At 69.0% G+C, this 12,757-nt stretch carries 20 protein-coding genes; 15 read left to right on the forward strand and 5 right to left on the reverse strand.

The genetic code is table 11. The features are described from left to right. Positions 1 to 38 precede the first annotated feature (38 nt). From LUX31_RS24545 to LUX31_RS24565, 6 genes are all read left to right on the forward strand, one after another. Positions 39 to 770 carry an LmeA family phospholipid-binding protein gene (locus tag LUX31_RS24545; RefSeq protein WP_235477115.1) on the forward strand — a complete coding sequence of 244 codons (732 nt, stop codon included), beginning with the start codon at positions 39 to 41 and terminating at the stop codon, positions 768 to 770. Between the two features lie 223 nt (positions 771 to 993). Next, entirely contained in the window at positions 994 to 1,074 is an 81-nt protein-coding gene (locus tag LUX31_RS37955; protein ID WP_351335063.1) for an Ms5788A family Cys-rich leader peptide, read from the forward strand. A gap of 126 nt (positions 1,075 to 1,200) precedes the next feature. Beyond that, positions 1,201 to 2,040, forward strand: coding sequence for a sulfurtransferase (locus LUX31_RS24550; RefSeq protein ID WP_235477116.1), 840 nt, complete (start codon positions 1,201 to 1,203; stop codon positions 2,038 to 2,040). A gap of 65 nt (positions 2,041 to 2,105) precedes the next feature. Then, complete coding sequence (locus LUX31_RS24555) at positions 2,106 to 2,393, forward strand: DUF1416 domain-containing protein (protein ID WP_093780197.1); 288 nt, start codon at positions 2,106 to 2,108, stop codon at positions 2,391 to 2,393. A 76-nt stretch (positions 2,394 to 2,469) separates the two neighbouring features. Beyond that, a complete protein-coding gene (locus tag LUX31_RS24560) occupies positions 2,470 to 2,730 on the forward strand; it encodes a DUF3099 domain-containing protein (RefSeq protein WP_235477117.1) in 261 nt (86 codons plus the stop codon). Positions 2,731 to 2,740: 10 nt separating this feature from the next. After that, entirely contained in the window at positions 2,741 to 3,127 is a 387-nt protein-coding gene (locus tag LUX31_RS24565; protein ID WP_235477118.1) for a VOC family protein, read from the forward strand. Here LUX31_RS24565 and LUX31_RS24570 read toward each other — a convergent pair whose 3' ends face one another. The 3 genes from LUX31_RS24570 to LUX31_RS24580 are packed head-to-tail and all read right to left on the reverse strand — an operon-like array spanning position 3,128 to position 4,499. Beyond that, positions 3,128 to 3,730, reverse strand: a complete 603-nt coding sequence (locus LUX31_RS24570; protein WP_235477119.1) for an RDD family protein — start codon at positions 3,728 to 3,730, stop codon at positions 3,128 to 3,130. Between the two features lie 23 nt (positions 3,731 to 3,753). Further along, complete coding sequence (locus LUX31_RS24575) at positions 3,754 to 4,098, reverse strand: DUF7848 domain-containing protein (protein ID WP_235477120.1); 345 nt, start codon at positions 4,096 to 4,098, stop codon at positions 3,754 to 3,756. Continuing rightward, the gene (locus LUX31_RS24580) at positions 4,095 to 4,499 is read right to left on the reverse strand and encodes a hypothetical protein (RefSeq protein WP_235477121.1); all 405 of its coding nucleotides are present in this window, start codon (positions 4,497 to 4,499) and stop codon (positions 4,095 to 4,097) included. The genes LUX31_RS24575 and LUX31_RS24580 overlap by 4 nt, the downstream gene beginning before the upstream one ends. A gap of 168 nt (positions 4,500 to 4,667) precedes the next feature. On the opposite strand from LUX31_RS24580, the gene LUX31_RS24585 reads away from it, so the two are divergent. Together LUX31_RS24585 and LUX31_RS24590 are read left to right on the forward strand one after the other, a co-directional pair. Further along, positions 4,668 to 5,510, forward strand: coding sequence for a helix-turn-helix domain-containing protein (locus LUX31_RS24585; protein WP_235477122.1), 843 nt, complete (start codon positions 4,668 to 4,670; stop codon positions 5,508 to 5,510). Then, entirely contained in the window at positions 5,492 to 5,695 is a 204-nt protein-coding gene (locus LUX31_RS24590; protein ID WP_235477123.1) for a DUF397 domain-containing protein, read from the forward strand. The genes LUX31_RS24585 and LUX31_RS24590 overlap by 19 nt, the downstream gene beginning before the upstream one ends. Here the strand turns inward: LUX31_RS24590 and LUX31_RS24595 are convergent. Then, entirely contained in the window at positions 5,692 to 6,054 is a 363-nt protein-coding gene (locus LUX31_RS24595; RefSeq protein ID WP_235477124.1) for a DsrE family protein, read from the reverse strand. The genes LUX31_RS24590 and LUX31_RS24595 overlap by 4 nt on opposite strands. 194 nt (positions 6,055 to 6,248) lie before the next feature. Here LUX31_RS24595 and LUX31_RS24600 point away from each other — a divergent pair, with 194 nt between their 5' ends. From LUX31_RS24600 to ygfZ, 7 genes are all read left to right on the forward strand, one after another. Further along, positions 6,249 to 7,070, forward strand: a complete 822-nt coding sequence (locus LUX31_RS24600; protein WP_443045995.1) for a hypothetical protein — start codon at positions 6,249 to 6,251, stop codon at positions 7,068 to 7,070. Continuing rightward, the gene (locus LUX31_RS24605) at positions 7,067 to 7,975 is read left to right on the forward strand and encodes a hypothetical protein (protein ID WP_235477126.1); all 909 of its coding nucleotides are present in this window, start codon (positions 7,067 to 7,069) and stop codon (positions 7,973 to 7,975) included. The genes LUX31_RS24600 and LUX31_RS24605 overlap by 4 nt, the downstream gene beginning before the upstream one ends. Then, positions 7,972 to 8,892: a hypothetical protein gene (locus LUX31_RS24610; RefSeq protein ID WP_235477127.1), complete on the forward strand. Its 921-nt coding sequence runs from the start codon at positions 7,972 to 7,974 to the stop codon at positions 8,890 to 8,892. The genes LUX31_RS24605 and LUX31_RS24610 overlap by 4 nt, the downstream gene beginning before the upstream one ends. Positions 8,893 to 9,147: 255 nt before the next feature. After that, positions 9,148 to 9,723: an FABP family protein gene (locus tag LUX31_RS24615; protein WP_235477128.1), complete on the forward strand. Its 576-nt coding sequence runs from the start codon at positions 9,148 to 9,150 to the stop codon at positions 9,721 to 9,723. Positions 9,724 to 9,880: 157 nt separating this feature from the next. Next, positions 9,881 to 10,765: an RNA-guided endonuclease InsQ/TnpB family protein gene (locus LUX31_RS24620; protein ID WP_328285691.1), complete on the forward strand. Its 885-nt coding sequence runs from the start codon at positions 9,881 to 9,883 to the stop codon at positions 10,763 to 10,765. A 98-nt stretch (positions 10,766 to 10,863) separates the two neighbouring features. Then, positions 10,864 to 11,319 (forward strand): Fur family transcriptional regulator, encoded by a 456-nt coding sequence (locus LUX31_RS24625; protein WP_235477129.1) that lies wholly within the window; start codon positions 10,864 to 10,866, stop codon positions 11,317 to 11,319. A gap of 22 nt (positions 11,320 to 11,341) precedes the next feature. Then, a complete protein-coding gene (gene ygfZ / locus LUX31_RS24630) occupies positions 11,342 to 12,307 on the forward strand; it encodes a CAF17-like 4Fe-4S cluster assembly/insertion protein YgfZ (RefSeq protein ID WP_235477130.1) in 966 nt (321 codons plus the stop codon). 17 nt (positions 12,308 to 12,324) lie between these two features. Here the strand turns inward: ygfZ and dtd are convergent, their stop codons facing one another. Continuing rightward, the gene (dtd, locus tag LUX31_RS24635; protein ID WP_235477131.1) at positions 12,325 to 12,750 is read right to left on the reverse strand and encodes a D-aminoacyl-tRNA deacylase; all 426 of its coding nucleotides are present in this window, start codon (positions 12,748 to 12,750) and stop codon (positions 12,325 to 12,327) included. Positions 12,751 to 12,757 lie beyond the last annotated feature (7 nt).

Here is a 12,757-nt window from a genome sequence, read left to right on the forward strand (position 1 = left end):
TTGCCCGGTGGAGGCGCCCCCCGGGTACCGTCGCGCACATGCGTGCATTCCGAATACTCCTCATCGTGGCCGTCGTCCTCGGCGGCCTCTTCGTGATCGCCGACCGCGTCGCCGTCGGCTTCGCGGAGGACGAGGTCGCGGACCGCCTCAAGGCCAGCGAGGGGCTGGCCACCACCCCGGACGTGTCGATCAAGGGCTTCCCCTTCCTCACCCAGGTCGCCGGCGGCGAACTCGACGACGTCGAGGTCGGCATCAAGGACTACGAGGCCGACACCGGAGTCTCCGGCCAGAGCATCCGCATCGACGACCTGAACGCCCAGATGCGCGGCGTCGAGTTCACCGGCGACTACAGCTCCGCCACCGCGGCCACCGCCACCGGCAGCGCGACCATCTCCTACGACCAGCTCCTCAAGGCCGCCAACGCGCAGGAGGCCCAGTTGCCGCTGGGCATCACCGCGAAGGTCGTCGGCCTCTCCGACGGCGGCAACGGCAAGATCAAGGTCGCCGTCGAGGTGAGCACCCTGAAGCAGCCCGTGTACCTGCTCAGCAGCGTCACCGTCGTCGACGGGAACACCGTCCGGGTGAGCGCCGACTCGATCCCCAGCCTGGACGACGACGTCCAGCTCGCCGACGCCGAGGTCCAGTCGATCGCCGACTTCGAGCAGAAGATCGAGGGCCTGCCCGGCGGCATCGAGCTGGACTCGGTCGAGGCGGGGAAGACCGGTGTGGACATCTCGGTGAAGGGTTCGAACGTCAGCCTGGCGGGGTAGGACGCGTCAGGCCGACAACTGCCGCCCGGGGCGGGAGCGTCCAACTGGCGAGACGGGACTGTCCGTACAGCAGATGGGACGACGGGCGCACGCCCGCTGCCCCGGCCCGTACCCCTGCGGCGAGGGCACCTCTCCCCCCTCGCATCCCACATTGTGGACGATCGCATCTCACCATGCGACATGCCGGTGACATCCCCGGCAATCCGTCCCTACGATCGACGCTATGCAGCGACAGGCGGACCTCACGAAGCGGCGGGCAGTAGACCTGTGCCGCGTCGCCGCCATGCTCTGTCGCCCTTTCTGAGCGGAAGCGCGCGGCCTCAGCGGCCCACCCCCTTCCGTATCCCCGGCGCCCTCACCCAAGGGCCCTGTGCGCCAGTCGCACCCCCTGCCACACCTGCCCCCGCACCTGCCCCGGAGGAGAAAAAGCATGAGCCGCAGCGATGTACTGGTCGACGCCGACTGGGTCGAGGCCAACCTCGACAACGCCGACATCGCCATCGTCGAGGTGGACGAGGACACGTCCGCCTACGAGAAGAACCACATCCGAGGCGCCATCCGGATCGACTGGACCAAGGACCTCCAGGACCCGGTCCGCCGTGACTTCATCGACCAGGAGGGCTTCGAGAAGCTCCTCTCGGCGAAGGGCATCGGCAACGACACCCTGGTCGTCCTCTACGGCGGCAACAACAACTGGTTCGCCTCGTACGCCTACTGGTACTTCAAGCTGTACGGCCACGACAGCGTGAAGCTGCTCGACGGCGGCCGCAAGAAGTGGGAGCTGGACGCCCGCGAGCTGGTGGAAGAGGTTCCCTCGCGTCCCGCCACCGACTACAAGGCCAAGCCGCAGGACAAGTCCATCCGCGCCTTCCGCGACGACGTGGTGGCGGCCATCGGCTCGCAGAACCTGGTCGACGTACGCTCGCCCGACGAGTTCAGCGGCAAGCTGCTCGCGCCTGCCCACCTCCCGCAGGAGCAGTCGCAGCGCCCGGGCCACGTCCCGTCCGCCCGCAACATCCCGTGGTCGAAGAACGCCAACGACGACGGCACCTTCAAGTCGGACGACGAGCTGAAGGAGCTCTACGCCGAGGAGCAGGTGGACCTGGCGAAGGACACCATCGCCTACTGCCGCATCGGTGAGCGTTCCGCGCTCACCTGGTTCGTCCTGCACGAGCTGCTCGGCGTGGAGAACGTCAAGAACTACGACGGCTCCTGGACCGAGTACGGCAGCCTGGTCGGCGTCCCGATCGAGCTCGGCGCCAACAAGTAAGCGAACCCCCGTACACCCCGACCGGCCTTCCCTGCCGTCCGGTCAGACCCCTCTTGGAGTAAGACATGTGTGGAGCGAAGGCCGGCGGCCCGGACGCCTCGACGATCAAGCCCGGTGAGACCACGATCCAGGGTCAGGTGACCCGCGACGGCGAGCCGGTGGTCGGATACGTCCGCCTGCTGGACTCGACCGGCGAGTTCACCGCCGAGGTCCCGACCTCGGCGACCGGACAGTTCCGCTTCTACGCGGCCGAGGGCACGTGGACCGTCCGGGCCCTCGTCCCCGGCGGCACGGCGGACCGCACGGTCGTCGCCCAGACGGGCGGCCTCGCCGAGGTCGCGATCGCCGTCTGACACCCGGTGTCCGAAGGGCCGCATCCCGTGGTTCCGGGGTGCGGCCCTTCGCCGCGTACGGGCCTACCCTGGACGTATGTACGCGCGACGGCGGCACGTCTACTTCGCCATGATGGGAACGTGCATCGGACTCTTCGTCCTGGCCTGGTCCGTCGTACGCCTGTGGTCGATGCCGGTGGCGGTGGGCATGTGTCTGGTGGCGATGGTGATCCCGCCCCTGGCGGCGATGACCGCCAACCGCCGCGGCCCGGACGACCGTTGGTGGGACGACCCGTCCGGCGACCCCAAGTCCGACGAGTGGTGGGACGAGCTGGACGGCAAGAAGCGGCACCAGTAAGAAGGCGGGCATGTCGCCTGCGAGGATCTCCACTGTGGTGCTCGACGCGCATGACGCGCACGAGCTGGCCGATTTCTATGTGCGTCTGCTCGGGTACGTCGTGCGGGCCGACGAACCCGACTGGGTCCTCATCGGCCCACCGCCCGGCGAGCAGGGCGTCTCGCTGGCCTTCGAGACCGAACGTGCGTACGTCCCACCCGTGTGGCCCACCCGCAACCCCGGCGACCAGCAGATGATGCTCCACCTGGACATCGAGGTCGACGACCTGGAGGGGGAGACGGCGAGGGCGGTGTCGGAGGGCGCCCGCCTCCACGAGTACCAGCCCCAGGAGGACGTACGAGTCCTGCTGGACCCTTCCGGTCATCCCTTCTGCCTGTGGGCGCAGGCCATGCCCTGATCAGCCCCGGTCGCCGCGGCCGAGCTCGATCCCCGTGACGGCCGTGCCCGCCAGCCGGTCGGCCAGGGAGCGGCGGCTGGGGGAGAGGACCGGCAGGGCGTTGCCGGCGAAGACGAGGACGGCCGTCGCCCAGACCAGCGTCGAGAGCACGAACTGGCCCTCGAACAGCAGGACGCAGGCCAGCGCGTAGACGGCGACGTCCGCCGTGGTGGTGACCGCAGCGCGCAGCACCGCACGGCGCGGGGCGGACGGGACGACCGGAGCGACCTTCAGGCCGAGCAGGGCCTTGCCGATGGTGCTGCCCGTGAACGCCAGTGCGGCCCACTGGTAGAGGAACGTGCCGAGGATCAGCAGGCCGAAGGCCTGTTCCACGTACAGGACCGACTTGTTCCACAGCGCGAGACCGAGTTCCGCCGAGGCCTTGATGAAGTCGCCGCGCGAGGTGAGCAGTTCGAGGCCGCTGCGCGCCGCCAGGGCGGGTACGTCGGCGACGAGCGCGGACACGCGGTGGAAGGTGAGCACGGCGAGGGCGGAGGCCCCTGCCACCACCAGTGCGAAGTCGACGAACCACGCCAGGGCACGGCGGAGCTTCGACATGGGCATGAGGTCCCCCTGGTCACGTTCGGTTACGAGGTAGATGCCTCACCGTAGTGACGGGACGTGGGGGGAGTCGTGGGTTCACCGGGGATCAACTCAACCGGGTGAACCTCTGTCCCCGGGGGCGGGCTGTCGGGCCCCTCGGTCGGCTCCATGACCGCGTAGTCCGCGAAGACGCGGCGATAGCGCGTGTGCCGGGTCTCCTGAGTGTGCCTGCGCTGCCACTCCTCGACCTCCCCCGGCCCGGGCCATGTGCCGGACTCCGCCCCGCAGTCCTTCTCCTCCCCCGAGACGCAGCGCGCGGCGTACTCCGGGTACGCGCTGAGGTCCTGCACGAGCGCGTACGCCACATACCGGAAGATCCGCCGCGTCACGCTCCGTGCTCCGCCCGCTGGTGCCTGCGCATCAGGACGTCGGCGTCGGTCACCGCGCTGGCGTCCGACTCCGCCCGCGCGGTCTGCCGCTGCCCGGCCAGTTCGGCGCACGTCTCGCAGCCGGACACCGGCAGGGGTGGTCGGCCCAGGTCCACGTGGCCCCAAGTGTCGCGTGCGGCACGCTCGTTGGCGGCCCGTACGCCGGCGCTCAGGCGCTGCTCGGGCGTGGCCGCCCGCAGCGACGCGGGGTCGGCCTGCCACTCACGGCCGCCGCCGACGGGGCGCAGCAGCGCGTACGGGCCGACGGTGTCGCGGTACTCGCCCACTCTGTCCGTGGCCGGGTCGTGGACAAGGGTGCCGGGCTCGAAGGATGTCGCGGATGTCGTCGGCTCGGGGGTCATGGGTGCCGTTCCTTTCATCCAACTTCTATACGGAATGCGGTGTTTGTACTACTCTGCGTATTCGGGTTCAGGGTGAGCATGACTCGTCCGCGCGGCCAAAACGCCGCTGACCGGGGGTTGTTCGGCGCCTGGAGGCGCAAGTTCCATAAATTCCACAGGAGGAGTCCGATGCCGTCGAGAAGGGTGATCACCGGGCGGAGCCAGGAGCCCAGGCGACGGTTCGCGGAGGAGCTGCGCTTACTCCGGGCCGAGCGTGGGGAGAGCCTGCGGCAGCTGGCGGAGGTGTTGGGCTGGGACGCGTCCCTCTTCGGCAAGCTGGAGAGCGGGGCGACGCTGGGGAGCCCCGAGGTGGCTCAGGCGCTGGATCAGCATTACGGGACGGGTGGGCTCGTACTCACCTTGTGGGAACTGGCGGTGGGGGATCCGACGCAGTTCAAGGAGCAGTATCGGCGCTACATGATGCTGGAGGCCGAGGCGGTGAGCTTGTGGCATTACGCGGTGAGTGCGCCGCCGGGTCTGCTTCAGACGGACGGGTATGTGCGGGAAGCGCTCGCGGTGGGCTGGATCAAGAGTCAGGAGCTGGATCAGCAGGTCGAGGCGCGCGCAGGGCGACGGAAGCTGCTGGAGGGGGACGACGCGCCCCCGTTCCGCGCCATCCTCTCCGAGGCGGTGCTGCGCACGCCCCTGCGTGATCTGGCGGCGTGGCGTGAGCAGTTGGAGTTCCTGGCGGAAGCTGCGGACCGCACGAACATCGTCCTCCAGGTACTGCCGTTCAGTGTTGGCCTGCACGGCTTGATGAACACCGCCGTGATGTTCCTGCGGCTGCTGGACGGCCGTACGGTCGCCTACACCGAGAACGACCTGCGCGGCGAACTGACCGAAGAAAACGCCTCAGTTGAACTGTTGCAACGTAGGTACGATGCGTTGCGTGACCTGGCGCTCTCACCGGCCGGGTCGCGGGAGTTCATCCTGCGGCTGTTGGAGGAAGTACCGTGCGAGCCATCGACGTGACCGGCGTGACGTGGCGCAAGAGCAGCTACAGCAACACGAGCGGCGGCGAGTGCGTCGAAGTCGCCCCCAACCTCCCCGCCGTCGTCCCCGTCCGGGACAGTAAGGACCCCGGTCGAGGCGCCCTCGTCCTGCCCGCCGGCGCCTGGGCGGCGTTCGTCGGGGCTGTCAGGGACGACTCGCTCTAGTAGACGAGGGCCTGCGTACCGTCCGCCATCGCCTCCTGGACGAAGACCTGCGCCCCCGCGATCCGTACGCCCTCGATGACGTCCTTCTCCGTGATGTCCCGGCGGGCCGCGCACTGCGTGCACAGGGTGAGGCGGCCTGCCGCGAGGACCGAGTCGATCAGGTCGGGCAGCGGCGCCGCGTGCGGCAGCTCGAACTCGGCGGCCCGGCCCGGCAGCGCGAACCACGCCGACTCGCCGGTCAGCCACAGCGACACCTCGACCCCGCTGGCCACGGCCACCGCCGCCACCGTGAACGCCTGAGAGCAGCGCTCGGGGGCGTCGGCCCCCGCTGTCACCTTGATCACGAGCTTCTTCGCCATGGCCGCATGGTAGGCCGTGGTGCGGACCCGTTGTTCACCTCAGGGCGGCGCGTGCCGGGCGCCGACCGCGACCGCCGTTGCCCTCGTCTTCGGCGCGGTCGCCTAGTCCGAATCGTGATCTGCTCCCTTACAACTCTGGGCGTTCACCATGAGTCTCTTGTGCGCGCGGATAGGGAATCCGTGCGTCACGTTGCATGGGGGACGTCTTGGAAGTCTCGGAAGTACCCGAAGCGCCGAAGACCCTGGAGGTCGTCGAGGGCGTGGAGGAACCGGCTGTGCCGGAGGCCGCGGAAACCCCGCAGGAGCCGCCCGCGCCGCCGCGGGTGCGTCGGCGCGGGCGCACGACGCTGCTGATCGCCGGTGCCGCAGTGCTGGGACTTGTCGCTGGAACCTGCGCCGGTTATCTCGTACAGGCCGATCGCGAGCCCACCAAGCTGCCCTCGCTCTCGCAGCCGGTGCTCGCGCAGGCCAAGGGCGAGGGGCCCGAGCCGCTGTCGGCCGCGCAGGACCGCAGGGTGAAGACCGACGGGGACCTGCGGAAGCTGCTGCTGAAGCGGCCGAAGGGGGCGAAGGACTCGGAGTTCCCGTCGGGCGAGGACGGCTGGCTGGACATCGCCGATTACGCGGACCAGGTCGAGGACTCGAAGAGCTTCTTCGGCGACCTCGTCGCGGACGAGTTCCGGCGCGCGGCCAACACCACCTGGCAGGTGGGCAGCGCGCACAGCGTCGAGATCCGGCTCGTCCAGTACCGCCAGGAGGAGTACCTCGCCGCCGCGGAATCCGCCGACGGCTGGAACGTGGAAGGTACCCGCAGCTGGCCCGTCCCCGGCACGGGCGAGGGCATGGCGTACGTCACCACCAAGCCCGAGATCGAGGCCGGTTATGAGCCGATGTACAGCGCCGAGGCCCACGCCTGGCGCGGTGACATCGCCATGGAGGTCTGGGTCTACGACACCAAGCCGATCTCCAAGGCGGAGATCATGGACCTGGCCAAGCGGCAGATGGAGCGGCTGTGAGCGAGAACGCGGAAACTCCTGACGTCCAGGAGAGCCCTGACGCCCAGGAGAGCCCTGACGCCCAGAAGAGCCCTGAAGTCCCGGAGACTCCTGAGATCTCGGAGACCTCCGAGCCCCAGGACGTAACGCCCGCCCCGGACCCCGCATCCCCGAAGAAGCCGGTGCGCCGCGGCCGTATCGCCGCCATCGCCACCTCCGTCCTCCTCGCCGGCGCTGTCGTCGCGGGCGCCGGCTACACCGTCGTGACCGTGAACGGCGCCGACCGGGACGCGGGTGCCCCCGTCTGGAAGTTCCCGAAGACCACGGCGGACGAGACGCAGGAGACGGCCGCGTCCGGGCTCGCCGGCATGCTCGTGCCGTACAAGACCGACACCTGGGAGCGCGGCCCGGACATCGCGGAGTTCGGCTCCGACTCCCTGCTCAGCGGGGCTCAGGCCACCGCCCTGCGCAAGGAGTCGCTGCGCGACCTGCCCCGCACCCAGCGCAGGCGGCTGGAGAGGGAGATCGACAAGCAGCCCGTCAAGGGCATGGCGATGCGCAGCTACCTCGCCTGGGGCACCGAGCCCTCCACCTACTCGGAGGATGCCTTCACCGTGAGCATCGTGCTGGCGCAGATGGCGAACAAGGCGACCGTCCGGGACGTGTCCCGGTTCCAGAGCGAGTTCATGGACGCCCTGGACATCTTCCGCAAGGGCCCGAGGATCGAGGGCCACAAGAACGCCGAGTGCTTCCTGCCGCCCAAGAGCGACGAGACGGAGCTCGACGCGATGTACTGCTCCGCGTACGTCGGCGACGTGCTGGTCAGCGCCACGGCGTACGCGGTCGAGCCACTGAACACCAAGGAAGTCGCGGTGCTGCTGCGCGAGCAGCTCGACCGCATCACGGAGCCGGGGGAGGCGGTATGACCGAGCAGCGGACCGAGGGGCAGCGGACCGAGCCGGAGCAGGAGGACGCGCCGCCGCCTGCCCTGCCTGAAGCACCGCAAGCGCCACCACTCGTACCGCCCCCGGCGGACCCGGCGGAGCCCGTGCCCCCGGCGGAGCCCGTGCCGTCGGTCAAGAAGGACCGCCGTGTCCTGCGCACCGCCCTCCGCTGGACCGCCGCCGTGGCCGTCTTCGCGGTGGTGGGCGCGTCCGCCGCGTACGGCATCACCCGGATGGAGCGGACCGACGTACCAGGACTGGCGACCGAATCGGACGGGCGGTGGGAGTACCCGTTGCTCGTCCGGCCGCCGCTGCCGTCCGGCAGCCCCGCGCCCTTCGCCGACGCGAACACGGCCGGCACCCACTACGCCGACCTGCGCGCACTGGTGCTGCCCGCGCCCAAGGGTGGCGAGGCCGACGAGGGGCTGGCCGGCGAGGACGGCTGGCTGCCGAAGGAGGACTTCCTGGCGGAGTACTCCGAGGCGGTGGAGCGCGACGAGTTCAGCCAGGTGCTCACCGACAACGGCCTGCGGCACATAGCCGGGCGCGGCTGGCGGACGCCGGACGGCACGCACACCCGTATCTACCTGCTCCGGTTCGACACCGCGGCCGTCGCCGACGAGCTGTACGCGAACCTGGCCTACTACGACGGCCCCGCGTACACGATCCGCGGCGGCGAGGAGTCCGAGCCGGACGAGGACTTCTCGTCCGCGTCACTGCTCGGCGACATCACGCGTTCGCTGTACGTCGAGGCGAAACCGTACGGCGTCGAGCACGTCCGGCACGCGTACCTCTCGGCCGGGGACACCCTCGCGCTGATCGTGCAGTCCAGGAAGGGCGAGGCCCTGGCCGTGCCCTTCCAGCAGACGGTGACCTTGCAGAGCCAGCTGCTCGGCTGACCACATCCGTAGTACCGAACCACCTGGCCGAGAGAGCCGGGTCCCGGCCGCGTAAGCTTGGGCCCGGCTCTTGTGCCCACAACCGATCGATCGTCCGAGGAGCACCCCGTGCTTGAGGCATTCTTCGAAGCCCTGCTGGTTCTGGTCGCCGTCGGCGTTCTCGCCTTCGCCGGTCTGACGGTGAAGAAGCTGTACCAGGGTCAGCGCTGACCCCCGTCTGACCCCCGTCACCACGAATCGCAGGAACCGCCGCTCATGATCGAGATCCCGTCCGACCTCCACAAGGACCTTGTGCCCCTCGTCTTCCTGCTCGGGAAGTGGGCGGGAGCGGGTGTGCACGACTTCCCCGGTGCCGAGAAGTGCAACTTCGGGCAGGAGGTCACCTTCACGCACGACGGACGTGACTTCCTGGAGTACCACTCCCACTCGTGGGTGCTGGACGCCGACGGCAACAAGGTCAGGCCCCTGGAGTCCGAGTCGGGCTACTGGCGCATCGACGCCGACCGCAAGGTCGAGGTCGTCATGGTCCGCCAGGACGGTGTCGTCGAGGTCTGGTACGGCGAGCTGGCCGCCAAGAAGCCGCAGATCGACATCGTGACCGACGCGGTGGCACGGACGGCGGCCTCGGGTCCGTACAGCGGCGGCAAGCGCCTGTACGGCTACGTGAACAGCGACCTGATGTGGGTCGGCGAGAAGCAGACCCCGGACGTCGAGCTGCGCCCGTACATGTCGGCCCAGCTGAAGAAGGTCGTCACCCCCGAGGACATCGAACGCTGGGCGAAGGCCCTGCCGGACGACATGCCGGACGACGGGATCGCTTTCTTCAAGTGAGGCACGTCAATGGTCACCTGTTCGGGTGAAGGATGAGGTTTGCCAGGACGTGGTGCGGACCACCACCTAGCGTTCTGGATCGTGAAGTTGGTCGTGCAGGTCAAGCTCCTGCCGACGACGGGTGCGGGGGCTGTCGGCGCAGCCTGCGCTGCACGTGTTGCGGAAGGTTGCCGACGCGTACGCCGCGCTGAAGGCACAGGTACGCGCGGGAAATCTGGGGGAACCGGGCTCGAACCGGTACGTGCGGGCTACCTCAAGACCGATCACGTTCCGCGCGGATGTGGCCCAGCCGTTCGATGACCGCTGTCTGTCCTGGCAGGTAAGCGCTACGACGGTGTCGATCTGGACCGTGCGGGGGCGGCTGAAGGGCATCGCTTTTACGGGGCATCCGGAGCAGGTGGAGTTGCTGGCCCGCTACCGACATGGCGAGTCCGACCTGCTGCGCCGGAACGGGCAGTGGTACGTGAACATCGCTACGACTTCCACCGGGCGGCGGCACAGTGGACGGTGGCTGAACCGCTGCCGTGAACAGAGTCGGAAAGCGCGCGGCAAGCTGCAGCGGAAGGGAACCAAGTCCGCCAAGCGACGGGCGAAGAAGTATGCGGGCAGGGAAGCGCGCCGGGCCCGCGACATCAATCACAAGATCAGCAAGCGCATCGTGGCAGAGGCTCAACGCACTGGTCGTGGGATCGCTCTGGAAAACCTGGGCGGCATCCGCGAGCGGGTACGGCTCAAGAAGCCCCAACGTATTGCGCTGCACTCCTGGGCCTTCCACCAGCTCGGCAATTTCATCGCCTATAAAGCCAAGCGAGCCGGGGTGCCTGTCGTATATGTCGATCCGGCCTACAGCAGCCGAGAATGCTCCCGGTGCCACCACATCGACAGGCGGAACCGGCCGTCACAGGCCGTGTTCGTCTGCAGGTTCTGCGGCTTTGTTGAGCACGCGGATCTGAATGCGTCCCACAACATCGCCGCACGCGGCTGGTGGGTGTGGGTCTGCGGGGCCAGGTCAGTGGCCCCTGCTCTCACACTCGTCGTGTGAGGCTGGACGCGGCCGGGGCTCGCCGACGCCATCGACGACCCGAGCTGCAAACCCGAGGCGACTGCCTGGGTGGCTGACGTAGACCTAGACTCTGTGGTGTGGTGAGCACCGATTGGAAGAGCGACCTCAGGCAGCGCGGTTACCGGCTGACCCCTCAGCGGCAGCTTGTGCTCGAAGCCGTGGACACCCTTGAGCACGCGAGCCCCGACGACATCCTCGTGGAAGTGCGGAAGACGGCGTCGGGGGTCAACATCTCCACGGTCTACCGGACCCTGGAGCTGCTGGAGGAGCTGGGGCTGGTCAGCCATGCCCACCTCGGGCACGGGGCGCCGACCTATCACCTCGCCGACCGGCACCACCACATCCACCTCGTCTGCCGCGACTGCGACAACGTGATCGAGACGGATGTCACCGTCGCCGCGGACTTCACGGCCAAGCTGCGCGAGACCTTCGGGTTCGAGACCGACATGAAGCACTTCGCGATCTTCGGGCGGTGCGAGGACTGCTCGCGCAAGGCTTCCACGGTTGCCAAGGGTTCAACTACCGAGTCGTAGGCATCGTCGTAGGCTTGTGCGTATGAAGAGCCCTCTGCTGTCCCTGCCCGGCGCCGTCCCCGCCGAGGGTGTGGACGAAGGCGTCGCCGGCCACTACGGCGAACTGTTCCGCGAACAGCGTGCCCTCGCCGAGGGCACCGGATTCGTCGACCTCTCCCACCGCGGCGTGATCACCGTCACCGGTGACGACCGGCTGAGCTGGCTGCATCTGCTGCTCACCCAGCACGTCAGCGACCTGCCCGTGGGCGAGGCCACCGAGGCGCTGGTGCTGTCGGCGCACGGTCACATCGAGCACGCTCTGTATCTCGTCGACGACGGCACGACCACCTGGGCCCATGTGGAGCCGGACACCCAGGAGGCGCTGATCGCCTACCTGGAGTCGATGAAGTTCTTCTACCGCGTCGAAGTCGCCGACCGGACGGGCGAGTTCGCAGTGGTTCACCTTCCCGCGGGGGCCATCGCCGAGGTCCCCGGCGGTGTCGTCGTACGGGAGACCCCGTACGGGCGTGATCTCTTCCTGCCGCGTGCCGAGCTGGAGTCGTTCGCCGAGAAGGCCGGGCCTGCGGCGGGGCTGCTGGCGTACGAGGCGCTGCGGGTCGAGCAGCACCGGCCGCGGCTCGGCTTCGAGACCGACCACCGCACCATCCCGCACGAGCTGGGCTGGATCGGCACGGCGGTGCATCTGCAGAAGGGCTGCTACCGGGGGCAGGAGACGGTCGCCCGCGTCCAGAACCTGGGCAAGCCGCCGCGCCGGCTCGTCTTCCTGCACCTGGACGGCAGCGAGGTCCATCTGCCGCCCGCCGGCACGGAGTTGAGGCTCGCGGACGACGGGCCGGATGGCCGCAAGATCGGGTTCATCACTACGTCCGTACGGCATCACGAGCTGGGGCCGGTCGCGCTCGCGCTGGTGAAGCGGAACGTGGCGGTGGATGCGCGGCTGGTCGCGGATACGACTGCGGCGGCGCAGGAGGTCGTGGTCGAGCCGTAGCAGCCGTACGACTGCTCCTACATTTCGATCAGTACCGTGAACGGGCCGTCGTTCGTCAGGCTCACCCGCATCTGTGCGCCGAAGCGGCCCGTCGCCACCGTCGCGCCCAGGGAACGGAGTTGGGCGACCACCTCGTCGACCAGGGGCTCGGCGACGTCGCCGGGGGCTGCCGCGTTCCAGGTCGGGCGGCGGCCCTTGCGGGCGTCGCCGTACAGGGTGAACTGGCTGATGACGAGCAGCGGGGCGTCGATGTCGGAGCACGACTTCTCGTCCGCGAGCATGCGGACCGACCAGAGTTTGCGGGCCAGTTGGGCCGCCTTCTCCTTCGTGTCCTCGTGTGTGACCCCGACGAGGACGCACAGGCCCTCGCCCGTGATCTCGCCGGTCACTTCCCCGTCCACGACGACACTCGCGCCGTCCACCCTCTGCACCACTGCACGCATGCGCCCA

It is taken from the genome of Streptomyces sp. GQFP (genome assembly GCF_021545335.1).
Taxonomy (GTDB): domain Bacteria; phylum Actinomycetota; class Actinomycetes; order Streptomycetales; family Streptomycetaceae; genus Streptomyces.